Source organism: Comamonas sp. w2-DMI (assembly GCF_040187735.1).
GTDB lineage: Bacteria > Pseudomonadota > Gammaproteobacteria > Burkholderiales > Burkholderiaceae_C > Comamonas > Comamonas terrae.
Map to the genome: position 1 here is coordinate 25,633 of NZ_JBANEL010000024.1, position 26,128 is coordinate 51,760.

The following is a 26,128-nucleotide window of genomic DNA, read 5'->3' on the forward strand; positions in this document are numbered from 1 at the left end:
ACCAACCCATCAGGATTCTTCTCATGACGCTACGCCCCGCCCTGCTTGCCGCCACCCTGGCCCTGGCCTTCGGCTTTGCCCACGCCGCCGAGCCGCTGCAGCTTAAGGTCTACAGCGCCGATGCCAACAGCTTCAATGTCAGCTCCGTGCTCATCAGCGGCGACAAGGAGGCCGTGGTCGTCGATGCCGGCTTCACGCGCGCCGACGCCTACCGCATCGCGGCCAATGTGCTCGACAGCGGCAAGACGCTGACGACCATCCTCGTGAGCAACGCCGACCCCGACTACTACTTTGGCACCGAGACGCTCCAGGCCCTGTTCCCGCAGGCCAAGGTGCAGGCCACGCCGGCCGTGCGCGAGAAAATCCAGTCCACCATGGCCGGCAAGCTGGCCTTCTGGGGGCCCAAGATGGGCGTGAATGCGCCCGCCAAGCCCGTGCTGCCCGAAGCGCTGGCCGGCAACACCCTCACCGTGGACGGCCAGGCCATCGAGGTGCGCGGCACCACCGGCCCCCTGGCCCGCCGCCCCTATGTCTGGGTGCCTTCGCTGCATGCCATCGTGGGCAATGTGGCCGTGGCCGGCAACATGCATGTGTGGACGGCCGACACGCAGACGCCCGCCGAGCGTCAGGCCTGGATTGCCCAGCTCGACGAGATGAAGGCCCTCAAGCCGCAGGTGGTGGTGCCCGGCCACATGAAGCCCGGCACGGCGCTGGATGCGCAGGCCATAGACTTCACGCGCAGCTACCTGATCCAGTTCGAATCCGCGCTGCAGCAGTCCAAAGACAGCGCAGGCGTCATCCAGGCCATGCGCGCCGCCTACCCCGAGCTCGGCGAGAGCGCTTCGCTGGAGCTGGGCGCCAAGGTCAACAAGGGCGAGATGCGCTGGTAAGCGCGTTTTCACGCACCGGGCGCCGGAACCTTTGCGCCGGCCGGCGATCCAACCTTATGCCGCTGGAGATGGTTTGCGGCGGCAGGAGGTAGCAGCCATGAAACATATGAAACATTGGCAGGATCCGCTCAATGCCTTGCTTGGCGCCTGGTTGGCCCTGTCACCCTGGGTCCTGGGTTTTCAGGATCAGATGGCGCCCACGGTCAGCGGTGTGGTCGTGGGCCTGGCCCTGATTGCGGCAGCGCTTGGTGCGATCTTCATGCCCCGGGCATGGGAGGAGTGGACCGAGGGCGTGCTGGGGCTGTGGATGGTTGTGTCGCCCTGGGTGCTGGGCTTTAGCATGCACATGGATGCCATGCGCAACGCCGTAGTTTCGGGCATCGTGGTCATGGTGCTGGCCTTGTGGGTGCTGTTCACCGACAAGGACTACAGCCTCATGCGGCACGACCGCACGGCGCATTGACGCAGCGCATCGCTCATGAAAAAACCGCCTTCGGGCGGTTTTTTCATTGGGGGGCCCATGGCCGCCCTTCGGGACGCGCGCAGGGCCTGCGCCGGAGATCAGACCACCACGGGCTCGGGCTCCAGCCGGATGCCGAAGCGTTCGTAGACGCTGGTCTGTATGGCCTTGGCCAGCGTCATTACTTCTCCGCCCGTCACGCTGCCGTCGACGCTGTGGCGGTTGCCGCGGTTGACCAGCACCAGGGCCTGGCGGTCGTAGACGCCGGCACGGCCCATGCTCTTGCCCTTCCAGCCGCAGGCATCGATCATCCAGCCCGCGGCCAGCTTGATGGAGCCGTCGTCCATCGGGTAGTGCACGATCTTGGGATCGCGCGCGATGATGTCCGCGCACTGCTCGGGCGTCACCGTCGGGTTCTTGAAGAAGCTGCCCGCGTTGCCGATCACCTCGGGATCGGGCAGCTTGGCGCGGCGGATCTCGCAGACCCAGTCGAAGATCTGCCGGGCCGTGGGGTGCTCCACGCCTTTTTCGGCCTGCTTGCGCTGCAGGTCCAGATAGCCGAGGTCGGGCTTCCAGGCCTTGGGCAGGGCCAGGCGCACGCGCGTGATGACGGCGCGTCCCTTGAGGCCCAGGCCGCGCGGCGCGGAGCCCTGCACCGGCCAGTACTTGGGCTGGGCCGGCGCATGCTTGAAGACCGAGTCGCGGTAGCCGAAAGCGCATTGCGCCGCGTCCAGCGTGAACTGCTCGCCGGTAGCAAGGTCCACGGCGTCCAGCGACTCGAAACGGTCCTGCAGCTCCAGCCCGTAGGCGCCGATGTTCTGCACGGGCGCCGCGCCCACGGTGCCGGGGATCAGCGCCATGTTCTCCAGGCCCGCATAGCCCCGGGACAGGGTCCAGGCCACCATGTCGTGCCAGCGCTCGCCGGCGCCGGCCTCCACGATCCAGTGCCTGTCGGTCTCCTGCGCGAGGCGCATGCCCATGATTTCCATCTTGAGCACCACGGGCGCCACGTCCCCGGTCAGCACCACATTGCTGCCGCCGCCCAGCACGAACACCGGCTGGCGGCCCCAGAGCGGATCGGCCAGGAAATGGCGGATATCGTCCTCACTGCGCACGCGCACCAGGGTTTCGGCGCGCGCGGCAATGCCAAAGGTGTTGCAATGCTGCAGGGGAACATTTTTCTCGACTAACATCGACCCGATTGTCGCATTGCCCCTGCCGCACCGCTGGCAGCGCGCGCATCTCCGCAGCCTGCACTGCGATACCTTCAGAACCCATAGCCAGGAAAAACACACATGCCTTCTTTTGACACCGTTTGCGAAGCCGATTTCGTCGAAGTGAAGAACGCCGTGGAAAACACGGCCAAGGAAATCGGTACCCGTTTCGACTTCAAGGGCACCTCGGCCGCCATCGAGCTCAAGGACAAGGAAATCACGCTGTTCGGCGATGCCGAATTCCAGCTGCAGCAGGTCGAGGACATCCTGCGCAACAAGCTGACCAAGCGCAATGTGGACGTGCGCTTCCTGGACATCCAGAAGGCGCAGAAGATCGGCGGCGACAAGCTCAAGCAGACCGTCAAGGTCAGGAACGGCATCGAGTCCGAGCTGGCCAAGAAGATCCAGAAGCTCATCAAGGACAGCAAGCTCAAGGTGCAGGCCGCCATCCAGGGCGAAAGCGTGCGCGTGACCGGCGCCAAGCGCGACGATCTGCAGGCCGCCATGGCCCTGATCCGCAAGGACCTGGCCGACCACCCCCTGTCCTTCAACAACTTTCGCGATTGACGTGCAGCGCTCCCTGCGCAGCTGCGCCGGCCTGCTGCTGGCGACGGCGATGGCAAGCCTCCAGCCCCTGGCGGCGCATGCCCAGTCCGTCGCGCTCAGCGGCGTGCTGGGCAGCAAGGCCTTGCTGGTCATCGACGGCCAGTCGCCCAGGGCCCTGGGCACCGGCGACAGCGCCCAGGGCGTGCGCGTGCTGCAGGTGGTCGGCGATTCGGCCGTCGTCGACATCAGGGGCCAGCGCCAGACGCTGCGCCTGGGCGAGGCGCCGGTCAGCATCGGCAGCCGCGGCGCCAGTTCGGGCAACGAGGCGCGCGGCCGCCGCGTGGTGCTCAAGGCCGACAGCCGCGGCCACTTCATCGAGAGCGGGCTGATCAACGGCAAGACCATGCAGTACATGGTGGACACGGGCGCCAGCGCGGTCGCCATAGGACGCGCGGATGCTGAGCGCATGGGGCTGCCCTACCGGCAGGGCTCGCCCGTGATGATGCGCACCGCCAACGGCGATGCCCAAGGCTGGCGGCTGCGCCTGGACAGCGTGCGCATAGGCGACGTGGAGGTCTACGGCGTGGACGCCGTGGTGGCCCCCCTGCCCATGCCCTATGTGCTGCTGGGCAACAGCCTGCTGACGCAGTTCCACATGACGCGCCAGGGCACCGAGATGGTGCTCGAAAAGCGCTGATCCGCGCCCCTGCCATGAGCCCTCTTCTGCACGAGGACGAGCCCTATGAGGACCTGCTGGGCCTGTGGTCGGACCTGGAGGCCGCGCTGTCGCTGCTGCTGTCGCAGCCGCAGCGCATCGCGGGCTTTGCAGGCAAGCTCCAGCAGCTGGACCGCTGGCTGCAGGACCTGATCGCGCACGATACCGATGCGGCCCTGTACCTGATGTTCCAGCGGGCCGCGTCCTCCACCGTGGGCTACAGCGCCTCGCACGCGCTGGTGTGCGCCAGCCTGTGCCATGTGCTGGCCCAGGCGCTGCGGCTGGACCGCGGCGAGCGCCAGATCCTGGTGCTGGCCGCGCTGACCATGAACATCGGCATGAATGCGCTGCAGGATCTGCTGGCCGAGCAGCGCGAGCCTCTGTCCAGCACGCAGGCACAGGCCGTGCAGCAGCATCCCCGGGACAGCCGCGCGCTGCTGCAGCAGCTGCATGTCACCGACGCACTGTGGCTGGCGGTGGTCGAGCACCACCACGCGCCCCAGCCCTCAGCACCCCTTGCATCGCTGGCGCCGCAGCAGCGGCTGGTGCGCATCCTGGGCACGGTGGACCGCTACGCGGCGCTGATCAGCCCGCGCAAGACCCGCGCCGGCCGCAGCGCCGCCGAATCGCTGCAGATCCTGCGCCAGCACGGCCAGCCCCCGGACGAGGTGCAGCAGGCCCTGACCGAGGTGACCGGCCTGTACCCGCCCGGCACCTATGTGCAGCTCGACAGCGGCGACATCGCCGTGGTGCTGCGCCGCGGCCCCCGGCCCGACGAGCCGCAGATGGCCAGCGTCATAGACCGCGACGGGCGCAGCCTCTATCCGCCCGTCATGCACCTGGACACGCACCTCCATGGCCGCCGTCCCAAGGTGCAGTCGGCGCTGGCACGCTCGGCCATCACGCTGGAACTCGATCCGCGCGCCATGGCCCAGCTGGGCGTGCATTGCGCCCGCAGCAGCCAGTCGCTGTACCGCATGGTGAAAGTTCCAGGCTCCCCCTGAGCCGCTGCGCGGCTTCCCCCAGGGCGACGTGCAACGGGACCACGGGCTTTGCCGGGGCAGCCCTTGCTGGGGCAGTCCATGCTGCGGGGAAGCGGGGCCGCCCAGGCCCGTGCCGCCGTCCCTCGCTGGGGCTGCGCCGGTTTTCAGCGCAGTGCGCTCCCTCTCAAGCTGCCGCCCACAGCCCGGCATGGTGGCCGCGCGTGAAAGCTTCCTCCAGCACCGAGTAGCCCGCCCAGTCCGAATGCGCAAAACCCAGGCGCGCCGTGGCCGGCAGCGGCAGGGGGCTGATGCGCTCTCCATTCAATAGCTGCTTGCGCCCACCGGTATGGGCGCTCAGGGCAATTTGACTCAGAACCTGTTGATCGCCAGGCCGCGGAATCGCCATCGCATGGCCATAGCGCGTGATTTCCATGCGCGTGGCCTGCAGCAGCAGATCGGGATGCGGCAGGCTCAGGCTGCGCACGATGCGCTCGCGCCAGAACCCGAAAGGCTGCTGCAGCAGCTGCCGGCGCCCGTCGGCCCAGTCGCCCAGCGCCTGGTAGTAGCTCAGCACCGTGGGCGCACGGGTGATGCGGTCCAGGCGCTGGTTGCCCGCATCCACATAGCCCAGTCCGCCCTCGTTGCCGTCCTGGTAGATCACATTGTCCCAGGCGGGCTCGGCGCCGGGGCGGTCGGCCAGCGGGCCGCGCACATGGATGTTGGCCACCAGCCAGGGCGCCCAGTCCAGGCGCCGCGCCACGGTCTGCAGGAACTGCGGCGCATCGCGCACCACGCGCGCGGCGACAAAGGTCGGCAGGGCCACCACGCATTTGCCGGCCAGCCAGCGCTCGTGCCGGCCGCGCCCGTGGTGCCAGGTATCGATCTGCACGCCGTGGCGGTCCTCGGCAATCGCCAGCACGCTGCAATCGGCGACCTGCTGCGTGCTCGCCAGGCGCGCCGCCAGTTGCTGCGACAGCCAGCCATTGCCCTGGGGCCAGGTCAGCACCTGGTCGCCGCCATCGGCCGGCGCATCGCGCTCGCCCGCGGGGCGCGGCGCCACAAAGCCATGGCGGCTCGCGAAATAGTGCACGCCGGCCCAGGCCGAGACGCGCGCCAGCCCGGCGCCGAAGTCGTCGCGGCAGCAGTAATCGAGATACCAGAGCAGGCGCTCGTCATCCAGGCCCTGCCGCGCCAGCCATTGGTCGAAGCGCTGCGCATCCAGCTGCGCATGGGATGGTGGCAGGCGGCCCATGCGCGCCCAGACACGGATGGACGGCATGGCAAAGCGTGCCTGCCGCGCCGCATCGGCCACCAGGCGCTCGAAGCGTTCATACTGCGCCAGCGTCTGCGGGCCCACGCCCTGCACGGGCAGCAGTCCCTCGTGCCAGCCGCCCTGCCAGTACAGCCGCTCCTGCGGGCTGTGGCACAGGTGGCGTTCGTCGTACTGCCAGCGGCCCGCCACGCGCCGGCGCAGGCCCAGCTCCTCCAGCCAGTCCTGCACCTCGCCGGCATCGTCGCCGGGCACGGGCAGGTAATGCGCGCCCAGCGGGCAATCCACGCCCCCCCACCCGGCCGCCCTGGCTGTTGCCGCCCATGGCGTTCTGCGTGTCGATCAGGGCCGCGCCCTGCACGCCGGCCAGCTCCAGCGCGCGGGCCGCCGCCAGGCCCGCCATGCCGCCGCCGGCAATGACCACGGGCGCGCGGTGCACGGCGGCCGGCGGCGGCAGCGCAATGCCCTGCTCCAGCCGCTGCCACAACGGCCGCAGGCTGTGGCCGCGCTCCAGCGCCACGCCGGTAAAGCCACCGGGCAAATCATGCCCATCGGCCAGCGCGGCGTCATCGGGGGTGCAGCCCGCCAGCGCGCCTGCAGCGCCCGCAACACCGCAAGCCGCAGCCCGCAGCCAGCCGCGGCGGGTGATGCTCGGCGCGCTCAATGCTCCACCTTGCCCCATTCGCGCTCGTAGGTCGTTACCAGCACCTGGTTGGACAGGCGGTTGACCTCGGCCGGCAGCCGCGCCATGTCGAGCGGAAAATCGAACATCAGCCGCATGCCGGGCAGGCTCAGAAAGCGCAGGCCCGACGGCAGCGTGGCGGGCTCGCGCCAAGGCCGGTGGCTGGCGATCACAAAGCCCCATTCGCCAAAGCTGGGCACATGCACGTGGTAGGGCGTGGCCAGCAGCCCCGCCGATTCAATGGTCTGCACCACGATCCAGAAGCTCTGGCGCGCGATCAGCGGTGACGTGGTCTGGACCACGGCATAGCCGCTGGCGGCCAGACGCTTGTCCAGCAGCGCATAGAAGCTGTTGGTGAACAGCTTGCCGATGGCGAAGTTCGTCGGATCGGGAAAGTCCACGATGATGGCGTCAAACGTACCGCTCTCCTGCTGCAGCCACTGGAAGGCATCGGTGTTGACGATGTGCACGCGCGGATCGCGCAGCGCATCCTGGTTGAGCGCGCGCATCATGGCGTTGTCCCTGAACAGCCCCGTCATGGCCGGGTCCAGCTCCACCAGCGTGACCGATTCCACCGTAGCGTATTTGAGCACCTCGCGCACCGCCATGCCGTCGCCGCCGCCCAGCACGGCAACCCTCCTGGGCGCGCCGTGCGCGGCCATCACCGGATGCACCAGCGCCTCGTGGTAGCGGTACTCGTCGCTTTGCGCGAATTGCAGATTGCCGTTGAGGTACAGGCGCGCGCCCTGGCGCCCCTGCGTGACCACGATGCGCTGGTACGGCGTGACACTGCTCATCACGATGCGGTCCTGGTAGAAATGGTCGTCGGCCAGCCGCGTCAGGTGGTCGGCCCCTGCAATGCCGCCGCCCAGCACAGCCAGCACGGCGGCGCAGCCCAGCGCATGGGCGCGCAGGCGGTGCAGCTCGTGGCGGAACAGCACCAGCGCCCACACGGCCACGGCAGCGTTCATGAAGCCGAAAAGCAGGCCCGTGCGCACCAGCCCCAGCTTGGGCACCAGCACGATGGGAAAGGCCAGCGACACGGCCAGCGCGCCCAGATAGTCGAAGGTCAGCACCTGTGAGACCAGGTCCTTGAGCGAGGCGTTGCGCTTCAGGATGCGCATGACCAGCGGGATCTCCAGCCCCACCAGCGTGCCCACCAGCAGCACCATGCCGTACAGCAGCAGGCGAAAGGCCCCCGGCACATAGGCATTGGCCAGGAACAGCACGGCCGGCAGCGCGCCGCCGATCAGCGCCACCATCAGCTCCACGCGCAGGAAGTGCGCGGGCAGCTGGTATTCGAAATAGCGCGACAGCCACGAGCCTATGCCCATGGCAAACAGATAGGTGCCGATGATGGTGGAAAACTGCAGCACCGAGTCGCCCAGCAGATAGGACGCCAGCGCTCCCGCAGCCAGCTCGTAGAGCAGGCCGCAGGCCGCGATCACGAACACGCTGGCCAGCAGCGCCACATCGATGGGCCGCGGCCCCGCCGCCTTCACATTCGTCAAACCACCCTCAACTTTCAGATAACTGCCGCAAAAACGCGGCAGGGCACACGCCAGAGACACCGAGCAAGAGCCGCCTCGCAGCGAAGGTGTCGCCCCCCTTTCAGGGGGAAGCGGCAAAGCCGCTCAGGGGGTATCAATGTATTGCCGCCGCCACAATGATGCTGATGCCCAGGCACATGGCCGCCACCACCATGGCCAGCGCCTTGTTGTGCTTCTCGACGATCTCGGCCCACATGTCCACGGGCGTGATCTTGTCGATGATGATGAAGCACAGCCAGAACACCGCGACGCCGACCAGCGCGTAGAGGATGGAGCCGAAAAATGCCTGGGGGTTGAACCAGTCGAAGCGCATGTGCTTTCTCCTTGTTGGAAACGTTCTTTGCTTTACTTGTGGCTGCCGCCCGAGGTGTAGCCACCATAGGAGCCGCTGCTGGAGCGGCTGTAGCTGCAGTTGGGATCAATGCGCGGATCGCAGCTGGCGCGCGCGATGCAGCCGCGGATGGCGAACAGCACGAGCAGCAGTATCACCAGGCATAGCACAATGCCGCCGATGCTGAAGCGGCTGTCCGACAGCAGGCCGGCCTCGGAGCGGTCCCTGAGCCGGTCCACGCCGAAGGCCGCGGCCAGGGTCTGCACCGAGATACGCTGGCCGTGCGTCCAGGTGGTCTCGCGTTGCGCCGTTTCCTGCGCCAGCGTGGCCTGCTTGCCTTCGTTCACATAGTCCACATTGCTGCTTTTCTGGCCCTTGAACACCGGCCAGTAGAACTCGCCTTCGGCATACACGGTCTCGGCCATGTAGGCGGACTCGCGGCGGTACTTGCGCTGCATGTAGGTCGCCGTGGCGCCGCTCTTGGCCACCTTGGGCACGCCGCCGATCACGCGCGCCGTGCTCCAGCCGTCCTCGGAATCGACGATGAAGGTAAAGCCCGCCTTGCGGTTGTAGAGCAGGTATTCGTCCCACTCGAAGGTTTCGTCATCGTCCTCTTCGCCGAGTTCGCGGCCCGAGCGGCGCTGAAAGCCCACCACCTGCCACTCCAGCCCCTCGAGCCTGCCGGTCTTGCCCAGCGCGATGGCAGGCTTGATCCTTCTGCGCTGCTCGGAAAAGCCCAGCTCCCCGCCCAGGCCGCGCGACATGTCGATCAGGCTGCCGCAGCTCGGGCAGCTGATGGCCTTGGTGCCGTCGAAGCGCACCGGCACCACGGCAGCGCAGTGGGGACAGTTGAAATGCCGGCCCTCTTCCTTCTTGAGCGCTGCCGTATCGCGCAGGCCCTGCATCTTCAGCGCCTCGAGCTGCACCGCAGCGCCCAGCGTGAAGGCCGGTGCCTTGCCGCTGAAGTCGGCCGACAGCACCTGGCCCTGGTCGCTGCGCAGCTCCACCAGCCAGAAGTCCCGGCCCGGCTGCGGCAGCTGCGCCAGCTGACCCTGCGCGGCCACCAGCTGCACGTTCTGCACGCTGGTGACGGTAAAGCGCAGCTCGCCCGCCTGACCGGCCCGCAGCTCGCGCCCCATGCGCCATTCGCGCGGAACAAAGGCCGTGACGTTCCAGCCCGGCGGCGTCCAGTCGAAGGTGAAGACGAAACGGCCGTTGTCCTCGCTCAGATAGCCGAGCTCGCCCGTGCCCAGTTCGGCCGTCCATTCGGACCAGGAGCCTGCCTTGCTCCTGTACTGGGCGCGGCCCACCAGCGTGAACGGCTCGGGCTTGCCATTGCGCTGCACCATGCCCGAGGCGCCCAGCGCCAGCGGGCTGTAGTCCTCGAACACCTCGGCCATGCTGCCCACGCGCTGCAGCACATCGCCGCTGCGCGCCACCGTGCTGCGGCAGAAATCGCAGACTGCAAAGCCGGCCTGCGCGCTGGTAAAGCGCACCGGTGCGCCGCAGCCAGGACAGGGAGCGACGTATTCGCGCTGCGAAGGGCTGGAAGTCATGGGCAAGTGCTATGCAATCATGAGCGCCTGGCGCCCGCTATTCATCAACCCCGAGGGTATTTCGCTTGAAATGGAGACAAGGTGCGCGGCTGGCGCTTCGATTCCGATAGCGCCTGCCGCAGCCGCATCAGTGGCGCTTGCCTGCGCCGCTTTCGGCCGCCTTGGCGGCATCGGCCTTTTTCTGGCCGAGCTTGGACTCCTTGCCGGCCATCAGGCGCTGGATGTTCTCGCGGTGGCGCCAGATCAGCAGCATGGCCATGATCACGATGGCGGCGGTGATCGGCGTCTCGGCATCCCAGACCATGCCGCTGCACAGCACGTAGTACAGCGGCGCGAACACCGAGGCCACCAGCGCGGCCAGCGAGGAGTAGCGGAAGAACACGGCGATGATCAGCCAGGTCAGCGCCGTGGCCAGCCCCAGCCAGCCGCTGATGCCCAGCAGCACGCCCAGCGCCGTGGCCACGCCCTTGCCGCCCTTGAAGTTGAAGAAAACCGGATACAGGTGGCCCAGGAATGCGGCCAGCGCCACCAGGGCCACCGTGCCCTCGGCAAGGCCGAAGGCCGGGCCGAACCACTGGACCAGCACCACGGGCAGCCAGCCCTTGGCGGCGTCCAGCAGCAGCGTCACGGCTGCGGCCGCCTTGCTGCCCGAGCGCAGCACATTGGTGGCGCCGGGATTGCCGCTGCCGTAGGTGCGCGGGTCGTTCAACCCCATGACGCGGCTCACGATGACGGCAAACGACAGCGATCCGATCAGATAGGCCGCCGCCACGGCGATCAGGGAATACAGGGCGTTCAATTGGAATCCTTGGGGAAAATGGGCCGGTTGATGGAGCGAGGGATGGCTCGGCTTGCAGGCCAGCTATTCTGCCAGCGCGCAGTGCACCGGCCGGGCTCCCAGCAGCTGCGTACAAACCTGGGGATCCAACTGCACCAGAAAGCCGCGCCGCCCGCCGTTGATGGCGATGCGCGGCAGCGCCAGGATGCTTTCCTCGATATAGACCGGCATCTCGCGCCGCGTGCCGAACGGCGAGGTGCCGCCCACCAGGTAGCCGCTGTGGCGGTTGGCCACCTCGGGCTTGCAGGGCTCGACGCTCTTGGCGCCGATCTGGCGCGCCAGGTTCTTGGTCGAGACCTTGCGGTCGCCGTGCATGAGCACGATCAGCGGCCTGGCATCCTGGTCCTGCATGACCAGGGTCTTGACCACCATGTGCTCGGCCAGCCCCAGCTGGCGCGCAGACTCCGCGGTGCCGCCGTGCTCCACGTAGTCGTAGGGATGCTCGGTGAACTCCACCTTGTGGGCCTTGAGCATCTGCGTGGCCGGTGTCTCGCTCACATGGGCGTTCTTGTCTTTTTTTGCCATGATTCAGTATGGATAGCTGCCACCGCCCGACAGGCAGGCGGCGGCAGCCGATTTGACCACAGGTGGCCCATCGCGCCTCACACCGCGGGGTCGCGCACTTCCCAGCGGATGGCATCGATCGCGGCCCGCAGCTCGGGCGCCAGCTGCGTGCCCCAGGCGTCGAGGTCCTCGTCCAGCTGCGCCACCGAGGTCACGCCGATGATGGTGCTGGCCACCTGCCACTGGGTATAGCAAAAGGCCAGGGCCATCTGCACGGGCGTGAGGCCGTGCTCGCGCGCCAGCCGGTTGTAGCGGCGCGCGGCGGCCAGCGCCTCGGGCCGGCCCCAGCGCTGGCGGCGCACGGATTCGTAGCGCGCGATGCGCGCCTGCTGCGGCGCACCGGGCTCGGCGGGCGCATGCTGGTCGAACTTGCCGGTCAGCAGGCCGAAGGCCAGCGGCGAATAGGCCAGTAGCGACACGCCCAGGCGGTGGCAGGTCTCGTCCAGCGCGTTTTCATAGCTGCGGTTGACCAGGCAGTAAGGGTTCTGCGTGCTTACCACGCGCGGCAGGCCGTGCTGCTCGGCCAGGCGCACGAACTCATGCACGCCGTAAGGCGTTTCATTGGACAGGCCGATGTGGCGCACCTTGCCCTGCTCCACCAGCCTGCCCAGCGCCTGCAGCTGTTCGTGGATGGACGTCTGGCTACGCTCCTGCCGCGGGTCGTAGTACAGCGCCCCGAAGGCGGGCACATGGCGCTCGGGCCAGTGGATCTGGTAGAGGTCGATCACCTCGGTCTGCAGGCGCTTCAGGCTTCCCTCGCAGGAAGCGACGATGTCGGCCGCCGTCATGCCCTGCCCGGCGCGCACCCAGGGCATGCCGCGCGAAGGGCCGGCCACCTTGCTGGCCAGCGTCACTTTCTGGCGTGCGCCGGGGCGGCTGGCGAACCAGCGGCCGATGATGGTTTCCGTCGCGCCGCAAGTGGCTTCGCGCGCGGGCACCGAATACATCTCGGCCGTGTCGAAGAAGTCCACGCCGCGCTCGAGCGCGCGGTCCATGATGCGGAAGGCCTCGGCCTCGTCGACCTGCTCGCCGAAGGTCATGGTGCCCAGGCAGATGGGGCTCACGCGCAGGTCGCTGTGCCCCAGGGCAACGGGGGTCATGGGAATTGCGGAGGTATTGGCAGTCATGGGATGCGAGTTTATGCGCTGGCCGGCGTGCCGGGCAGCGGCATCGCGGATGCGGGCCGCCGCTGTCTCCGGCAGGACGGCCGCGCGGCAGGGCCCCGCAATAATCGGGGCCAGATGGAATTTCCTGCAGCCAGACCATGACCTCCGACACCCAGCCCTACCAGCCCCGCCGCGCCTGCTGCTCCGAGATGCTGCCCGTGCGCGGCATGCAATACCACCTGCGCCGCTGGCAGCCCGCGCAGCCCGACCCCGAGCTGCCCCTGCTGGTGCTGGCCCATGGCTGGATGGACGTGGCGGCCTCCTGGCAGTTCGTGGTGGACGCCTTCAGCCAGGCCTTTGCGCAGGGGCGCACCATCGTGGCCCACGACTGGCGGGGCTTCGGCCTCAGCCGCCCGGCCGCCCCCTGCGACAGCTATTACTTCACCGACTACCTGGCCGACCTGGACATGCTGCTGGAGCAGCTCTCGCCCGGGCGCCCCGTCGATCTGGTGGGCCACAGCATGGGCGGCAATGTCTCGAGCTGGTATGCAGGCGCCCGGCCCGGACGCATCCGCCGCTTCGTGAATCTCGAGGGCTTCGGCATGCCCGACGTGCCGGCCGAACGCACGCCCAGGCGGCTGGCGCAATGGATGGACGAGCTGCGCACCCAGCGCGAAGGCGGCATGGGCCTGGCGCCCTATGCCGGCGTGGAGGCCGTGGCCGACCGCCTGCAAAAGACCAACCGCCGCCTGCCGCGCGACAAGGCGCTGTGGCTGGCCCACCACTGGGCAGCACCAGACCGGGCCGACGGCCTCTGGCGCATCCTGGGCGACGCCTCGCACAAGATCGTCAACCCCTATATCTACCGCGCGGACGAGGCCACGGCCTGCCTGCGCGCCATCACCGCGCCCATGCTGGCCGTGGAGGCCAGCGACGACAGTCTGGGCCAGTGGTACAAGGGCCGCTATACGCTGGAGCAGTACCACGAACGCATGCAGCTGGTACCGCAATGCCGCATCGCCGTGGTGCAGGACGCCGGCCACATGCTGCACCACGACCAGCCCCGGGCCGTAGCGCAGCTGATCGAGGAATTTCTCGGCGCGCCTTGAGGCACCCGCATGGCTGGCCGCCTCACTGCGGCACCAGCTTCAGGCTGTGCACCCAGCGGCCGGGCTCCACCCGCAGCGGGCGGTAGCGGCCTTCGGCCCATTCGTCGCGCATGTCGGCATAGCGCGGCGAAAAGGCCAGCCCGCTCTGCCCGGTCTGGTAGATGAAGCGCGAGGACTCCAGGTCCGCCAGATCGTAGATGGCGCGCAGCGAAGGCGCATGCCGGTTCACGAACGGGCCCTTGGCATCGCCAGGCAGGTACTGGCCCACGTTCACGGTGTAGCTGTCGCCGCTGGATGCCACGCGGACATCGAACACGGGCGCCAGCAGCGCCGCGCCGCCGAACGGCCGGTGGACGCTGAGCGCCGGGTGCGCCCGCCCCCAGCGCCAGCGGCCCATGTCGGGGCCGTACAGGGCCTGCAGCCGCTCCAGCGTGCGGGTGAGGGCGGCGGCCGCCTGCTGCGCGCAGCTCATGGGCGCGCACCACCAGGCATCGTTGCGCGCCAGAATGCCTTCGATGCCCGCGCGGTAGTCGCGCTTGCCGTAGGTCATGGCAAAGCGCTGTTCGCCGATGCGCGGGATGACGATGCCGCGCGTGAGCTCGTCGACCCAGACCGCGAAGATCAGCGGCTCGGCGCGGTTCTTGTCCATGTGCCCGTCAAAGCCTTCCAGCAGGGCCAGCGCCTGCGGCGCCAGCGCATGGCGGCTCGGTACGCCGCGCACGGCAGACAGCAGCCCGGGCAGCAGAGCCCGCGTCGCCAGCGACTGCACATCGTTTTGTATGGCGGCCATGCTGTCCGCGTCATGCCGGTCGCCGGCCGACAGCAGCTGCTCTATGCGCTGGTGGCGGTACGGCAGGCTCCAGTCCTGGGTCAGGAAATGCGCATAGCCCGGCGCCGTCACGCGCTGGTTGGCCGTGGCCACGAAGCCCCGCGCCGAGCCGTCGTCCTGCGGCGTCTGCTCGTAGGCCAGCCAGCCCTGCCAGTCGTAGCGCGCATCCCAGCCCGGCGCGGGCGCCACGCCGCGCAGATCGTTGTCGGCGGCGCGCACCGGCACCTTGCCCGCGGCCTTGAAGCCGATATGGCCCTGCACGTCGGCCGCCACGATGCTCTGCATGGGCGAGTGGTAGATGGAGAAGGCCTCGAACAGCTCCTGCACCGTGCGTGCGCCGTTGGCCTTGAAGCCGGCCTCCACCGTGCGGTTGTCGGTGTCCAGCGCCGCCCAGCGCAGGGCCAGCGCATACCTGCGCGTATCGATGACCTGGGCGTACTGGGCCTGCGCATCGCTGATCACCGGGCCGTGGCGCGTGCTGCGCAGCGTGAGCTTCACGTCCGGCTGGCCCTTGACCTTGAAGATCTCCTCGCGCTCCACGAATCTTTCCCAGCCGCCCGGCGTGCGGTAGCGACCGGCGTCGCCGGGGTCGATCTGCTCCAGGTACAGGTCCTGCACATCGGGGTTGGTATTCGTAAAGCCCCAGGCCACTTCCCGGGTGCGGCCCAGCACCACGAACGGCATGCCGGGCAAGGTGGCGCCGGCCACGTCGAGCGCGGCCAGCTCCGTGCCGTCCGCGGCCTTGCCGCCGGGCGCCTGCAGGTGCGCGAAATACCAGATGGCCGGCACGCTCAGGCCCAGGTGCGGGTCGTTGGCCAGCAAGGGCTTGCCGCTGCTGGTGCGGCTGCCGGCAACCACCCAGTTGTTGCTGCCCTTGCCGTCGTTCGTGCCCATGTCCTGCACTGCGGCGGCAGCCCATTGCGCCAGCGCCGTCCGGACGGCGGCGGCCGGCGGCGCCGGCCAGGCCTGCGCCGTTTTTCCAGGCACGGCCTCGCGGTAGACACCCAGGCCCCGGTACAGCGCCGCCAGGTCGGTGGCGGTGGCCGGCGGCTCGCCCGGGTAGGCCGGCATCAGCTGCCACAGCTGCTCGGTGCTGAGCACCTGCAGCAGGTTGAGGCGCGCGAACTCGTTGCCCCAGTTGCCACCCAGGTCCAGCGCCATCATCAGTGCCCAGCCCACGCAATCCTCGGGCTCCCAGGCCGAGCCGTGGCCGCCGCCCGGCCTGGTGCCCAGCAGCGCGAACTCCGGCGCCACGGCCTGGCTGCGCCCCGCGTAGAAAGCGGCGATGCCTTCGCTGTATGCGCCCAGCGCCTCCTGCACCGAAGCCGGCAGCGCATGGTATTGGCGCCGTGCCGCAGCGTGGATGTCGAGCGTGCGCATGAGCTTGTCCAGCTCCAGCGTGGCCGGCCCCAGGATCTCGGACAGGCGCCCCTGCATCAGCCGCCGGTTGAACTCCAGCTGCCAGCCGCGCTCCTGTGCATGGACAAAGCCCAGCGTGCGCCAGGCATCCTGCGGACTGGCCGCCCGGACATGCGTGACATCGGCCGCATCGCGCCGTACCCAGGCCTGATCGTGCAGCCCCATCAGGATCTGCTGCCCGTCGAGCTGGGGCTGCGCACTGATGCCATAGACCGCCGCCACACTGCCCGCCAGCAGGGCCAGGCCCACGGCCACGGCCGATGCGTTGAGCCCCCGCCGCAGCCAGCGCCCCTGTTGTTTGCTCCTGCCGTCTCCCATGGCCCTGTCCTTTGCTTGTTGTCTGCCATCCCGCCTGTGGCGAATGCGCAGTTCTAGCACAGCGCCGCGGCCGCTGGCTCGCATGCCGTGGCCGGTGCGCGACAATGCCCACCCGGCGCGGCCATGCGGCTGCAACCATCAGGAACAGGGCTGGCGCCGGCGGTGCCGCGCCAGCCGCAAGGAATTGACGAGGTATTGATTCATGTGGCCGTTCAGTCTGCTCAAGAAACTCAGCCAGGATCCGCCTGTGGGCCGGACCCGCGGCGACTACATAGGCTGCTATCTGCTGGGCACGCGCACGCCGGGGCGCAAGGGCGAGGACGATGCCGTCAGCTATATCTCGCTGGCCACCACGCGCGATGCCCTGGCGCATGACGCGCAGGAATACCTGCAGGATTTTCTGCACCGCCATCCGCAGCTGGATGCGGCCGAGCGCGAAGCCATCGAGTCGCTGCTGGCCGAATGGGACGAGCGCGTGGACGCCCATCTGGCCGCGGGCGCCAGGCAGCCGCTGGCCGTGCAGGGTGGTACCGAGCTGTTCCTGCGCACCGGCATGCGCGCGCGCAAGAAGGAAAAAGGCGTCTATCTGGAATAGCCGGCAATGGGCGCAGGCAGCTGCGCTGCCCGGCGCTCCCTGGCCCCGCTATTGGGAGAAATCCATGTCGAAGCCTTCGTCCGTCAGCTGGATCTCGTCCAGAGGCCCTTTCTGCAGCCAGCCTTCGCGCAGCGCCAGATCCAGCGCCGCCTGCTGGTCCTGGCCCGAGATGCCGTGGCGGTCCAGGTCCATGGCCAGCAGTTTCGGCGACATGCCCTCGCCTGCGCGCAGGCCCTGCTCCACCACCATGATGTAGACGATCTTGCGGACCGCGGTCTGAATGGATGAATCCGTCATGCTCCAACTCCCCGGATAAGCAGCACATTAGCCAGCACACAGCCGCAAGCCTACACGGTCGCCTTGGACCGTGAAAGCAGTGCGGCTAACGCCCATCCGCGCCCCGACCGGCATCGCAGCCCAGCGCATCTCCCAGGGCCTGCAGCTGCGCGCCCAGGGCCGCCTGCAGGTCGGCGCGCATGGCGTCGCGCGTCAGCCGTTCCTCGGCATAGAGCGCAGCCCAGTCCAGGCCCACGCCGATCAGGACACCGGCCACCGCGCCGGCCACGGCTCCGGCAGCCGTGCCCACGCCGGGCACCACCGAACCCAGCGCGGCACCGGCTGCGGCCGATCCGGCCTTGCCCAGGCCCTGCTTGGCGGCGGCCTTGGCCAGCACCTTGCTGGCAGCCTTCATCGACGCCTTGGCCATGGCCTTGCCGACCACCACGGCGGCAAAGGCGCCGGCTCCCGTGCCCGCCACGGCGCTCGCGGCCAGGCGCTGCCGCGCATCGCCCAGCAGGCCGAGCGCGGGCAGCTGCGGCACATCGGCCCGCACAATGCACTGGCTTGCATCCAGCGCCAGGTGGTGGCGCGCCAGCGTCTCCTCGATGCGCTGGCGGCCCGCATCCAGGGCCTGGCCGCTGCGCGTAGCCTGCTGCTGCACGGCCTGCATCCAGGCGTCCAGCCCCGGCGTATCGCTCAATGTCCGGGCCAGCCTGTTCTGCAAGAAGGCATCGGTCCCGCCGGCCAGCAGGCTGAGGATGCGCCCCCATTCGGCGCCCAGGCTGAAATACCAGTCCAGGTAGCGCTCCACGGCGGCATCCAGCTGCCCGCGCATATCTTCCATGCCCGTGCACAGCGCCTGGCCGCCCTGCATGCGGCCCAGTGCCTGCAGGGCCTGGGCGCGCGTGGCCTCCAGCGTGCCCGGGCGATACAGCTGCAGGCCGATGCGCTCGCATTCGGGCAGGCGCTGCAGGGCCAGCGGGCTTTCATGCGCGCGCAGCAGCCCGTCCACGCTGGCAGTGAGCTGCATTGCAATGGCGATCGCCAGCACCGCAACCAGGCCCGCCAAGGCGGCCTTGCCACGCCTTTCATTCGCGCAGCGGGCTTGCTGCCACGCATGGCGACGGACGGCCCGAGAGCCTGCCGCGCCTTGCAGCACGCAGCCCAGGCACAGCAGCATGCCCACGGGCCCGAACAGCGCGAGCAGCAGCAGGCGCAGCGCCGGGGCCCGGGGCAGGTCGGCCAGGGCTCCGCCCGCCACCTGCAGGGTCAGCAGCGCATCCAGCCCCCAGCGCACCAGGCCCGAGGGCGACTGGCGTATGGACACGATCGCCGCATCGAGCGCCGCCGGCTCCATGCCCGGCGCCAGGGCCCTGCCCCAGTCCGCATCGCCGGCCATGCACAGCAGCCACAGGGCGCCCGGCACGGCCACCAGCAGCACCCGGGCCGCGCGCTGGCTCCAGGCCCAGGCATAGGCGGGCTGTGAAAATTCGGACGCCAGCCGCTGCTGCAGCCAGGTACCCAGCAGGGCATGGAGCCCAGGCGCGGCCGCCAGCAGCGCCCATTCCCAGGGCGCCAGAAACCATGACTGCCACAGCGCCGCACCGGCCAGCAGCAGGGCCAGCACCGATGCCTTGCAGGCCGGCCACCAGCCGCCGGACAGCCACCGCCCCAGCCGGCCCTGCGGCGCGAACTGCATGTAGAGCAACTGCTTGCGCAGCATGAAGGCCAGCCACAGCCCCCAGGCCGGCAACAGGGCCAGCGCCACGACGGCCAGCAGCCAGGCCCAGGGCGGCATACGGGTCAACCAGTGGCTGGCGCCCCACAGCGCCAGCAGCCACAGCCAGCCAGGCAGCACGGTGCGTACCCATGCGGCCCGCTCGGCATTCATGGCGTGTCGGCGCGGGAGCTGGAGACCTTGCCGGCCCCGCGCGATGCGGCCGCAATGCCACGGGCCATGCGCGCGTTGTAGACCGTCAGGCGGCTCAGGCCCAGCTGTTCGGCCACCTTCGCATCCGATGCCGTGCCCAGCAAGGCCACGGCCTCGGCCGTCCAGGCGAATCCGGCACCGCGGCCCGAAGCCGGGTCAATGCCCAGCTCGCTGCGCTTGGCCACCACGCTGGCCTTGCTCAGGCCCAGCTGCGCGGCCACTTCGGCATCGGACGCCTGGCCCAGCAGGGCCAGCGCCTCAGCGGACCAACGGAAATGCCCGAAGGCGGGAATGCCCAGCGCATTGCGCTTGAGATTGACGGTCTTGGCCGTCGTGCCCCAGCGCTGGGCCAGCACGGCATCCTTTTCGCGGCCCAGCAGGGCCAGCATGTCCTCGGTCCATTGCAATGCGGCCTTACCCATGCTTGCGAATCCTTGTCTCGGTCATCGATGGCACAAAAAGCTGTAAATGGCGCCCCGCCTCCCGCACCTCGAGCGAAGGCCGCCTCGTCGCAACGATGTCGCCCTCTCCAGGGAAAGCCGCCCCCAGGGGGCTCAATGCCCATGCCCCCAGTAGATCAAGGCATCGCGCCCCTCCACCGACAGCGATACCTGCGCACCCACGGGCAGCAGCACCTTGGTCGGCACATGGCCGAAGGGCAAGCCCTGCAGCACGGGGCGCCTGACCTGCATGCGCAGCCAGTCGATCACGGTCTGCAGCTTGAAGCCCTTGTCGTGGCTGCCGAGCTTGAACTCGGTGAACTGGCCGAAGACGATGGCTTTCTGCCTGGCCAGCACGCCCGAAAGCAGCAGCTGGGTGAGCATGCGCTCGATGCGGTAGGGATGCTCGCCCACGTCCTCCAGGAACAGGATGCCGCCCTCGATCTGCGGAAAGTACGGCGTGCCCAGCAGCGAGACCAGAACGGCCAGGTTGCCCCCCCACAGCGTGGCGCCGCCGGGCACGTAGAAGTCCTTGAGCTGCGGCTTGCCGTTGGGCAGCTCGCCGATCCTGGGCATCTGCCAGCCCGCGCCTTCGCCCTGGCCGCTGAGCAGGTCCTCGAAGCAGTCGAGCATGATGTCGTCCACTTCGCCGCCATCCTTCGCATCCACGCCGAAATCGGCATTCAGCGCCGGGCCGGCCCAGGTGGTGGCGCCTGTCTGGGCCAGCATGGCCAGCTGGAAGGCCGTGAAATCGCTCAGGCCCACGAACTGCGTGCCCTTGGCAATGGCCTTGGCCACGGCCTTGTACTTGATGCCGGGCAGGATGCGCGTGAGGCCGTAGCCGCCGCGGCTGATCAGCGCCACGTCGGCGCCGCTGGCGGCCGCGCGGTGGATGGCAGCCAGGCGCGTGGCATCGTCGCCCGCAAAGCGCTGCTGGCTGCTCAGTGCATCGGGGTCCACCTCCACGTCATGGCCCAGGGTCTGCAGGCGCTGCACGCCGCGCCGGAAGGCGGCCTTGTCGCGCACGGCCCCCGAAGGCGAATAGATGTAGATGTGCTTGGGGCCGTGGCTGTGGTCATGGTCGCAGCAGCTGCCGTCGGCCGCATGCACATGGTCGCGGGCTTCGGCATGGCCGTGGTCATGCGTGCAGCCTTGCGTGGCGCAGCCGTGTGCTGCAAAGTGCTGGTGATCGTGCTGGGCTGCGGCCGGCGCCTGTTTCTTGCCGGCGGATTTGCGCGTAGTTGCCAAAACCTGTCCATGCGGGCGGATGGCCCGCATGCTCCGTGGTGGGTTGGGAATCCGTGGACTCCGAAGAAGATGAAGGCCCTGCACCCGCTCCATGCATTCATGAACACGGCGCGGGGCCAGGGCTATGCCGCAAAGTATTCCACAGCGCGGCGCGCCATGTCTTGCGCAGCCGCAGGAACCGCCGCCACGCTGCGGTTTAGCAGCCATACCCCCGCATGGCGGGCAAGCTCGGGTACGGCCTGCAGCCATGCGTCCTGCCACTGCGATTGCGCCACCAGCCTGCCGGCGCCGGACTGCAGCCACAGCCGCTGCCGTCCGGCCCATTGGGCCAGCAGCGACGCGGGCACGGCCGGCAATTCGGCCTGCACGCGTGGCCAGGCCCTGAGCGCGGCGCGATGGCCGGGTTCGGCGAACGGGGCATCCCAGGCCTGCCGCTCCGCGGCATTGCCGGCCCGCCCCTCCCAAGCCAGCAGCGCCTCGCCCACGCTCCAGCCAGGCTTGCGCGCGGCCTGCTCGTACCACTGGCGGCGCTTTTCCGGCTGGCCGGCCAGGGGCCATGCGTCCACCAGCCAGGCGCCGCGAAAGCGCTGCGGCATGCGTGCGGCCACGGCCAGGCCCAGGCGTGCACCATCGCCGTGCCCGACCAGCACCAGCCCGTGCAAATCCAGGGCCTGTACCAGCTCGGCCAGCACCTCGACATGCCAGGCCGCACTGTGGGCCTTGTCCTTCTTGGGCCTGTCGCTGCGGCCGAAGCCCAGCAGGTCGGGCACCACCACGCGGTGGCCTGCGGCCGTCCAGGCGGCGATCTCGTGGCGGAACGCATATCCCCAGGCCGGGCTGCCATGCAGGCACAGCCAGGTCATCGCGGCATCCTGCGGGCCCTGGTCCACCACGGCCATGCGCAGGCCGGCCAATGCAGGCAGGTCGCTGCGCCATTGGGGCTGCCAGGGCCAGCCGGGCAGTTCCGCGAATGCCTGGGCACTGCTGCGCAAGGCCGTGTCCTTGAGAGGATGGGGCTCCAGCAGCCGCTCGCGCGCCTTGTTCTCCAGGCGCCGCCGGCGAAAGAAGTCCGCCATCAGCGCCGCGCATTCGGCTTCCAGCACGCCACGCACCACCTCGGTCTGGTGGTTGATCTGCGGGTAGCCGAACACGTCGAGCACCGACCCGGCCGCGCCGGTCCTGGGCTCGGCCGCGCCGTAGACCACGCGCCTGACGCGCGCATGCAGCACGGCGCCGCTGCACATGGCACAGGGCTCCAGCGTGACGTAGAGCGTGCAGTCCTCCAGCCGGTAATTGCCCAGATGCTGCGCGGCCTCGCGCAGCGCCAGCACCTCGGCATGGGCCGTGGGGTCGTGGCGGGCCACCGGACCGTTGCGCCCGCGCCCGATCACCGCACCGTCCAGCACCACGACGGCGCCGACCGGCACCTCGCCCTGCTGCGCAGCGGCGCGCGCCTCCTGCAGGGCCTGCTGCATGAAATGTGCATGCCTTGCCCCGTCCGGTGTGGCATCCATCGCCGCCGATTCTTTCAAAACCATAGCTGCCTGCGCTTGCTGATCCTGCGTTAGCAGGCTTTTTCGTTCATTTTCTCCAGCACCGTCCCCATGTCAGCGGCCGGACAGGTGCACCTGCTTGCGCTCGCCCGTTGCATAGCCGTACACCGTGACTGCGGGCGTTTCCAGCTCGCCCTGGGAGTCGAAGGAGATGGTGGCCGTCACGCCTTCGTAATGGATGCCGCGCAGCCGGGGCAGATAAGCTTCGGGCTGAATGGAGTCGGCCTGCAGCATGGCCTGGGCCAGCACCATGGTGGCGTCGTACGCATAGGGGCTGAAGACTTGATACTGGCCGGGAAAGCGCTTGTCGTAGCGCTGCTTCCAGGCCGGGCCGCCGGGCATGTTCTGCACCGAGCTGCCGCCGACCACGCAGGTGACGTTCCTGAGCGTGGGCGCCTTGTCGGCCAGCGAGGGCAGGCGCTCGGTGCACTGCGCATCGCCGCCGAGAAAACGGATGTTGTTCATGGACAACTGCGCCATCTGGCGCAGTATCGGGCCGGCCTGGGCATCCAGCCCGCCGAAGAAGATCGCATCGGGGTTGTGGCTCTTGATGGCGGTGAGAAGCGAGGAGAACTGCGTGGCCTTGTCGCTGGTGTACTGCTTGTCCACGATCTGCACGTCGCGCTCGCGCGCCGCATCCTCGAACAGCTTGACGATGCCCTGGCCGTAGGCAGTGCGGTCGTCGATGATGGCCACGCGCCGCACGCCCAGCGTCTTGACCGCATGGTCGAGCAGCGCATCGACCATGGCCCCGTCGCTGGCGACGAGACGGAAGGTGTCGTCATAGCCGGCCTGCGTGATGGCCGGATTGCTGGCCGCCGGCGTGATGTTGGGAATGCCGCACTCGTTGTAGATCCTGGCCGCAGGCAGCGTGGTGCCCGACTGCAGATGGCCGACCACGCCGGCCACCTTCTTGTCGCAGAACATGCGCGCCAGCGAGGCCGCACGGCCCGGATCGCCGGCGTCGTCCCCGGCCTCCAGCCGCCATTGCACGGGATAGCCGCCGATCTTCAGATTGCGGGCATTGAGTTCCTCGATGGCCATGCGCACGCCGTTTTCCTCGTCCTTGCCCAGATGCGCGATCGGCCCCGACAGCGGCCCGCCATGGGCAATGCGCACCACCAGCGGAGCGTCCGGGCCGCTCCTGCCGCCCGGGCCTTCCTCTGGTGCGGCGGCCTGCGCCCCTGCCCCGGCTGCCAGCGCAAGCGCCAGGCAGGCGCCCGGCAGTGCAAGACGACGCAGGAAATGGGGGGAAAGCGCAAATGACATGCCTACTCCTTAGCAGTGGTTTCAATGGATGCAAGCCGCGCCCTCCTGCCCATGCGGGCTGGACCGCAACAACGGCGGCCGCGCGGCAAACGGCTCGCATGCGGGTGCAGGCGCGACGCCTGGCGGCGCCGGCACGATGGCGCCGCAGCGCAGGGGCAAAGGCCGGGCGCTACCCGCACCAGGGACGGCGCGGCCGGCCCTGCGCATTGTGACGGCAGTTGAAAGGCTGCGCCGTCAGCCATGGCGATGCGCCAGGTAGGCATTTTGCAACCCTTTGCATCCACGCCCCTGCGGCAGCCCTGCCGCCGCGCGATACGCCGCGCCATATCCCGGCGCAGGCAGCCGATTCACGGCCCGGCGATAATTGCACCCCTATGTCCCTCCTGCCCCACCAGCTCGAACTGCTCTCTCCGGCCCGCGACGCCGATATCGGCATTGAAGCCGTCAACCATGGCGCCGACGCCGTCTATATCGGCGGCCCGGCCTTTGGTGCGCGCGCCACGGCGGGCAACGACATTCGCGACCTGGAGCGCCTGATCCAGCATGCCCACCGCTTCGGCAGCCGCATCTTCATCACGCTCAACACCATCCTGCGCGACGACGAGCTGGAGGATGCCCGCAAGATGGCCTGGCAGGTCTACGAGGCCGGGGCCGATGCGCTCATCATCCAGGACATGGGTTTGCTGGAGCTGGACCTTCCGCCGATCCAGCTGCATGCCAGCACGCAGACCGACATCCGCACGCCCGAGAAGGCGCGCTTCCTGCAGGACGCGGGCCTGTCGCAGATCGTGATCGCACGCGAGCTGGACCTGCGCCAGATCGCCGCCATCCGTGCAGCCACCGACCCGGCGCGCACCACCATCGAGTTCTTCGTGCACGGCGCGCTGTGCGTGGCCTATTCGGGCCAGTGCTTCATCAGCCACGCCCACACCGGCCGCAGCGCCAACCGCGGCGACTGCAACCAGGCCTGCCGCCTGCCCTACGAGGTGATGGACGCCAGCGGCCGCATCATCGCGCACGAAAAGCACGTGCTGTCGATGAAGGACAACAACCAGAGCGACAACCTGCGCGCGCTGATCGACGCCGGCGTGCGCAGCTTCAAGATCGAGGGCCGCTACAAGGACATGGGCTATGTGAAGAACATCACGGCCCATTACCGCAAGCTGCTGGACGAGATCATCGAGGAGCGCGAGTTCTCGGACGCGCCGCTGGCGCGCTCGTCGTCGGGACGCACCACCTTCACCTTCGAGCCCGATCCGGACCAGAACTTCAACCGCGAGTTCACCGACTACTTCGTCAACGGCCGCAAGGACGACATCGGCGCCTTCGACACGCCCAAGACACCGGGCCGCGCCATAGGCTGGGTCACGCAGGTCGGCGACAAGTGGTTCGAGCTCGAAGTGAGCGACAAGGCCGCCGTGCTGCACAACGGCGACGGCCTGTGCTACTACGATCTGCAAAAGGAACTGGTGGGCGTGCACATCAACCGCGCTGAAAGCGTGAATGCGAAGAAGGGCATCTGGCGCGTCTTCCCCAAGAACGAGGTCGCCGAGTTCAAGGACCTGCGCAAGGGCCTGGAGATCAACCGCAACCGCGACATGGACTGGGTGCGCACGCTGGAGAAGAAATCCAGCGACCGCCGCATCGGCCTGTGGGCCGAACTCAAGGAAACGGCAGACGGCTTTGCGCTGACGCTGACCGACGAGGACGGATTCACCGGCAGCGCCGCCATCGCCCTGCCGCACCAGGCGGCCACCGACGCCGCCAAGGCCGAGGCCTCGCTGCGCGAGCAGCTGGGCCGTTTCGGTGCCACGGTGTTTGCCGTCAACGACATCAGCCTGCAGCTGTCGCAGCCCTGGTTCGTGCCCGCCTCGGCGCTGAACCAGCTGCGCCGCGATGCCGTGGCCGCGCTTGAAGAGGCGCGCGCCAAGGGGTTCGTGCGCCTGCCGCGCGCCCAACCCGTGGAGCCGCCGGTCCCCTTCCCCGAGGACACGCTGACCTACCTGGCCAATGTGTTCAACCACAAGGCGCACGACTTCTACGTGAAGCACGGCGTGAAGGTGATCGACGCCGCCTACGAGAGCAAGGAAGAGGAAGGCGAAGTCTCGCTGATGATCACCAAGCACTGCGTGCGCTTCTCGATGAGCCTGTGCCCCAAGCAGGCCAAGGGCGTGATCGGCGTCAAGGGCACGATCAAGGCCGAGCCGCTGCAGCTGATCAACGGCAAGGAAAAGCTCACGCTGCGCTTCGACTGCAAGCCCTGCGAGATGCACGTGGTGGGCAAGATGAAGAAGTCGGTGATGAACCAGCACCTCAAGGAGATGCAGGAATTCCCGATGCAGTTCTACCGCACGCGGCCCGTGCCGGGCGTCAAGGCCTGACCACGGCCGGCCCATGAGAAAAGCGCTGCAAGGCAGCGCTTTTTTATTTGCCA

22 protein-coding genes and 1 pseudogene are annotated in these 26,128 nt (G+C 68.7%); 8 read left to right on the forward strand and 15 right to left on the reverse strand.

Features of this window, described 5'->3' with window-relative positions; genetic code table 11:
* The first annotated feature begins 23 nt into the window (after window positions 1-23).
* Together V8Z74_RS20860 and V8Z74_RS20865 are read left to right on the forward strand one after the other, a co-directional pair.
* The gene (locus tag V8Z74_RS20860; protein ID WP_349710996.1) at window positions 24-890 is read left to right on the forward strand and encodes an MBL fold metallo-hydrolase; all 867 of its coding nucleotides are present in this window, start codon (window positions 24-26) and stop codon (window positions 888-890) included.
* Window positions 891-987: 97 nt separating this feature from the next.
* Window positions 988-1,353 carry an SPW repeat protein gene (locus V8Z74_RS20865; protein ID WP_066480491.1) on the forward strand — a complete coding sequence of 122 codons (366 nt, stop codon included), beginning with the start codon at window positions 988-990 and terminating at the stop codon, window positions 1,351-1,353.
* Between the two features lie 98 nt (window positions 1,354-1,451).
* Here V8Z74_RS20865 and murB read toward each other — a convergent pair whose 3' ends face one another.
* The gene (murB, locus tag V8Z74_RS20870; protein ID WP_349710998.1) at window positions 1,452-2,543 is read right to left on the reverse strand and encodes a UDP-N-acetylmuramate dehydrogenase; all 1,092 of its coding nucleotides are present in this window, start codon (window positions 2,541-2,543) and stop codon (window positions 1,452-1,454) included.
* Window positions 2,544-2,645: 102 nt separating this feature from the next.
* Here murB and V8Z74_RS20875 point away from each other — a divergent pair, with 102 nt between their 5' ends.
* The 3 genes from V8Z74_RS20875 to V8Z74_RS20885 are packed head-to-tail and all read left to right on the forward strand — an operon-like array spanning window position 2,646 to window position 4,829.
* On the forward strand, window positions 2,646-3,131 hold the full coding sequence (locus tag V8Z74_RS20875) for a YajQ family cyclic di-GMP-binding protein (protein ID WP_066480481.1): 486 nt from the start codon (window positions 2,646-2,648) through the stop codon (window positions 3,129-3,131).
* A 49-nt stretch (window positions 3,132-3,180) separates the two neighbouring features.
* Window positions 3,181-3,807, forward strand: coding sequence for a retropepsin-like aspartic protease family protein (locus V8Z74_RS20880; RefSeq protein WP_349711033.1), 627 nt, complete (start codon window positions 3,181-3,183; stop codon window positions 3,805-3,807).
* Between the two features lie 14 nt (window positions 3,808-3,821).
* Window positions 3,822-4,829: an HD-GYP domain-containing protein gene (locus V8Z74_RS20885; RefSeq protein WP_349710999.1), complete on the forward strand. Its 1,008-nt coding sequence runs from the start codon at window positions 3,822-3,824 to the stop codon at window positions 4,827-4,829.
* A 163-nt stretch (window positions 4,830-4,992) separates the two neighbouring features.
* On the opposite strand, the pseudogene V8Z74_RS20890 reads toward V8Z74_RS20885, so the two are convergent.
* The 7 genes and pseudogenes from V8Z74_RS20890 to V8Z74_RS20920 form a co-directional block, all read right to left on the reverse strand.
* Window positions 4,993-6,760: pseudogene (locus V8Z74_RS20890) on the reverse strand (NAD(P)-binding protein).
* The gene (locus V8Z74_RS20895; RefSeq protein ID WP_349711001.1) at window positions 6,739-8,271 is read right to left on the reverse strand and encodes a polyamine aminopropyltransferase; all 1,533 of its coding nucleotides are present in this window, start codon (window positions 8,269-8,271) and stop codon (window positions 6,739-6,741) included. Before V8Z74_RS20895 ends, V8Z74_RS20890 begins: the two are co-directional and overlap by 22 nt.
* Before the next feature lie 133 nt (window positions 8,272-8,404).
* Window positions 8,405-8,623, reverse strand: a complete 219-nt coding sequence (locus V8Z74_RS20900; RefSeq protein ID WP_066480469.1) for a DUF350 domain-containing protein — start codon at window positions 8,621-8,623, stop codon at window positions 8,405-8,407.
* Window positions 8,624-8,655: 32 nt separating this feature from the next.
* Entirely contained in the window at window positions 8,656-10,197 is a 1,542-nt protein-coding gene (locus V8Z74_RS20905; RefSeq protein WP_349711002.1) for a DUF4178 domain-containing protein, read from the reverse strand.
* Between the two features lie 127 nt (window positions 10,198-10,324).
* Window positions 10,325-10,996 carry a glycerol-3-phosphate 1-O-acyltransferase PlsY gene (gene plsY, locus V8Z74_RS20910; protein ID WP_066480467.1) on the reverse strand — a complete coding sequence of 224 codons (672 nt, stop codon included), beginning with the start codon at window positions 10,994-10,996 and terminating at the stop codon, window positions 10,325-10,327.
* 63 nt (window positions 10,997-11,059) lie between these two features.
* Complete coding sequence (ybaK, locus tag V8Z74_RS20915; RefSeq protein WP_066480465.1) at window positions 11,060-11,560, reverse strand: Cys-tRNA(Pro) deacylase; 501 nt, start codon at window positions 11,558-11,560, stop codon at window positions 11,060-11,062.
* A 77-nt stretch (window positions 11,561-11,637) separates the two neighbouring features.
* Entirely contained in the window at window positions 11,638-12,699 is a 1,062-nt protein-coding gene (locus V8Z74_RS20920) for an aldo/keto reductase (RefSeq protein ID WP_349711004.1), read from the reverse strand.
* A gap of 164 nt (window positions 12,700-12,863) precedes the next feature.
* Between V8Z74_RS20920 and V8Z74_RS20925 the strand changes: the two genes are divergently transcribed.
* Entirely contained in the window at window positions 12,864-13,814 is a 951-nt protein-coding gene (locus tag V8Z74_RS20925) for an alpha/beta fold hydrolase (protein WP_349711005.1), read from the forward strand.
* Window positions 13,815-13,836: 22 nt separating this feature from the next.
* On the opposite strand, the gene V8Z74_RS20930 is transcribed toward V8Z74_RS20925, so the two are convergent.
* Window positions 13,837-16,380, reverse strand: coding sequence for a penicillin acylase family protein (locus V8Z74_RS20930; RefSeq protein ID WP_349711006.1), 2,544 nt, complete (start codon window positions 16,378-16,380; stop codon window positions 13,837-13,839).
* Window positions 16,381-16,582: 202 nt separating this feature from the next.
* On the opposite strand from V8Z74_RS20930, the gene V8Z74_RS20935 reads away from it, so the two are divergent.
* Window positions 16,583-16,975 (forward strand): hypothetical protein, encoded by a 393-nt coding sequence (locus V8Z74_RS20935; RefSeq protein ID WP_349711007.1) that lies wholly within the window; start codon window positions 16,583-16,585, stop codon window positions 16,973-16,975.
* Between the two features lie 48 nt (window positions 16,976-17,023).
* Here the strand turns inward: V8Z74_RS20935 and V8Z74_RS20940 are convergent, their stop codons facing one another.
* The 6 genes from V8Z74_RS20940 to V8Z74_RS20965 form a co-directional block, all read right to left on the reverse strand.
* Window positions 17,024-17,272 carry a hypothetical protein gene (locus V8Z74_RS20940; protein ID WP_349711008.1) on the reverse strand — a complete coding sequence of 83 codons (249 nt, stop codon included), beginning with the start codon at window positions 17,270-17,272 and terminating at the stop codon, window positions 17,024-17,026.
* Window positions 17,273-17,357: 85 nt separating this feature from the next.
* The gene (locus V8Z74_RS20945; RefSeq protein WP_349711010.1) at window positions 17,358-19,145 is read right to left on the reverse strand and encodes a hypothetical protein; all 1,788 of its coding nucleotides are present in this window, start codon (window positions 19,143-19,145) and stop codon (window positions 17,358-17,360) included.
* Entirely contained in the window at window positions 19,142-19,606 is a 465-nt protein-coding gene (locus V8Z74_RS20950; RefSeq protein WP_349711011.1) for a hypothetical protein, read from the reverse strand. Before V8Z74_RS20950 ends, V8Z74_RS20945 begins: the two co-directional genes overlap by 4 nt.
* 132 nt (window positions 19,607-19,738) lie before the next feature.
* Window positions 19,739-20,734: an LD-carboxypeptidase gene (locus V8Z74_RS20955; protein WP_349711034.1), complete on the reverse strand. Its 996-nt coding sequence runs from the start codon at window positions 20,732-20,734 to the stop codon at window positions 19,739-19,741.
* A gap of 260 nt (window positions 20,735-20,994) precedes the next feature.
* A complete protein-coding gene (tadA, locus tag V8Z74_RS20960) occupies window positions 20,995-22,386 on the reverse strand; it encodes a tRNA adenosine(34) deaminase TadA (protein WP_349711012.1) in 1,392 nt (463 codons plus the stop codon).
* 93 nt (window positions 22,387-22,479) lie between these two features.
* The gene (locus V8Z74_RS20965) at window positions 22,480-23,694 is read right to left on the reverse strand and encodes a branched-chain amino acid ABC transporter substrate-binding protein (protein ID WP_066480434.1); all 1,215 of its coding nucleotides are present in this window, start codon (window positions 23,692-23,694) and stop codon (window positions 22,480-22,482) included.
* Between the two features lie 374 nt (window positions 23,695-24,068).
* Between V8Z74_RS20965 and V8Z74_RS20970 the strand changes: the two genes are divergently transcribed.
* Window positions 24,069-26,075, forward strand: coding sequence for a peptidase U32 family protein (locus V8Z74_RS20970; protein ID WP_349711013.1), 2,007 nt, complete (start codon window positions 24,069-24,071; stop codon window positions 26,073-26,075).
* Window positions 26,076-26,128 lie beyond the last annotated feature (53 nt).

Coding starts and splice junctions, on each gene's coding strand:
- V8Z74_RS20860 (WP_349710996.1), top strand. CDS start 24: ATGACGCTACGCCCCGCCCTGCTTGCCGCCACCCTGGCCCTGGCCTTC.
- V8Z74_RS20865 (WP_066480491.1), top strand. CDS start 988: ATGAAACATATGAAACATTGGCAGGATCCGCTCAATGCCTTGCTTGGC.
- murB (WP_349710998.1), bottom strand. CDS start 2,543: ATGTTAGTCGAGAAAAATGTTCCCCTGCAGCATTGCAACACCTTTGGC.
- V8Z74_RS20875 (WP_066480481.1), top strand. CDS start 2,646: ATGCCTTCTTTTGACACCGTTTGCGAAGCCGATTTCGTCGAAGTGAAG.
- V8Z74_RS20880 (WP_349711033.1), top strand. CDS start 3,181: ATGGCAAGCCTCCAGCCCCTGGCGGCGCATGCCCAGTCCGTCGCGCTC.
- V8Z74_RS20885 (WP_349710999.1), top strand. CDS start 3,822: ATGAGCCCTCTTCTGCACGAGGACGAGCCCTATGAGGACCTGCTGGGC.
- V8Z74_RS20900 (WP_066480469.1), bottom strand. CDS start 8,623: ATGCGCTTCGACTGGTTCAACCCCCAGGCATTTTTCGGCTCCATCCTC.
- V8Z74_RS20905 (WP_349711002.1), bottom strand. CDS start 10,197: ATGACTTCCAGCCCTTCGCAGCGCGAATACGTCGCTCCCTGTCCTGGC.
- ybaK (WP_066480465.1), bottom strand. CDS start 11,560: ATGGCAAAAAAAGACAAGAACGCCCATGTGAGCGAGACACCGGCCACG.
- V8Z74_RS20920 (WP_349711004.1), bottom strand. CDS start 12,699: ATGACCCCCGTTGCCCTGGGGCACAGCGACCTGCGCGTGAGCCCCATC.
- V8Z74_RS20925 (WP_349711005.1), top strand. CDS start 12,864: ATGACCTCCGACACCCAGCCCTACCAGCCCCGCCGCGCCTGCTGCTCC.
- V8Z74_RS20930 (WP_349711006.1), bottom strand. CDS start 16,380: ATGGGAGACGGCAGGAGCAAACAACAGGGGCGCTGGCTGCGGCGGGGG.
- V8Z74_RS20935 (WP_349711007.1), top strand. CDS start 16,583: ATGTGGCCGTTCAGTCTGCTCAAGAAACTCAGCCAGGATCCGCCTGTG.
- V8Z74_RS20940 (WP_349711008.1), bottom strand. CDS start 17,272: ATGACGGATTCATCCATTCAGACCGCGGTCCGCAAGATCGTCTACATC.
- V8Z74_RS20945 (WP_349711010.1), bottom strand. CDS start 19,145: ATGAATGCCGAGCGGGCCGCATGGGTACGCACCGTGCTGCCTGGCTGG.
- V8Z74_RS20950 (WP_349711011.1), bottom strand. CDS start 19,606: ATGGGTAAGGCCGCATTGCAATGGACCGAGGACATGCTGGCCCTGCTG.
- tadA (WP_349711012.1), bottom strand. CDS start 22,386: ATGGATGCCACACCGGACGGGGCAAGGCATGCACATTTCATGCAGCAG.
- V8Z74_RS20965 (WP_066480434.1), bottom strand. CDS start 23,694: ATGTCATTTGCGCTTTCCCCCCATTTCCTGCGTCGTCTTGCACTGCCG.
- V8Z74_RS20970 (WP_349711013.1), top strand. CDS start 24,069: ATGTCCCTCCTGCCCCACCAGCTCGAACTGCTCTCTCCGGCCCGCGAC.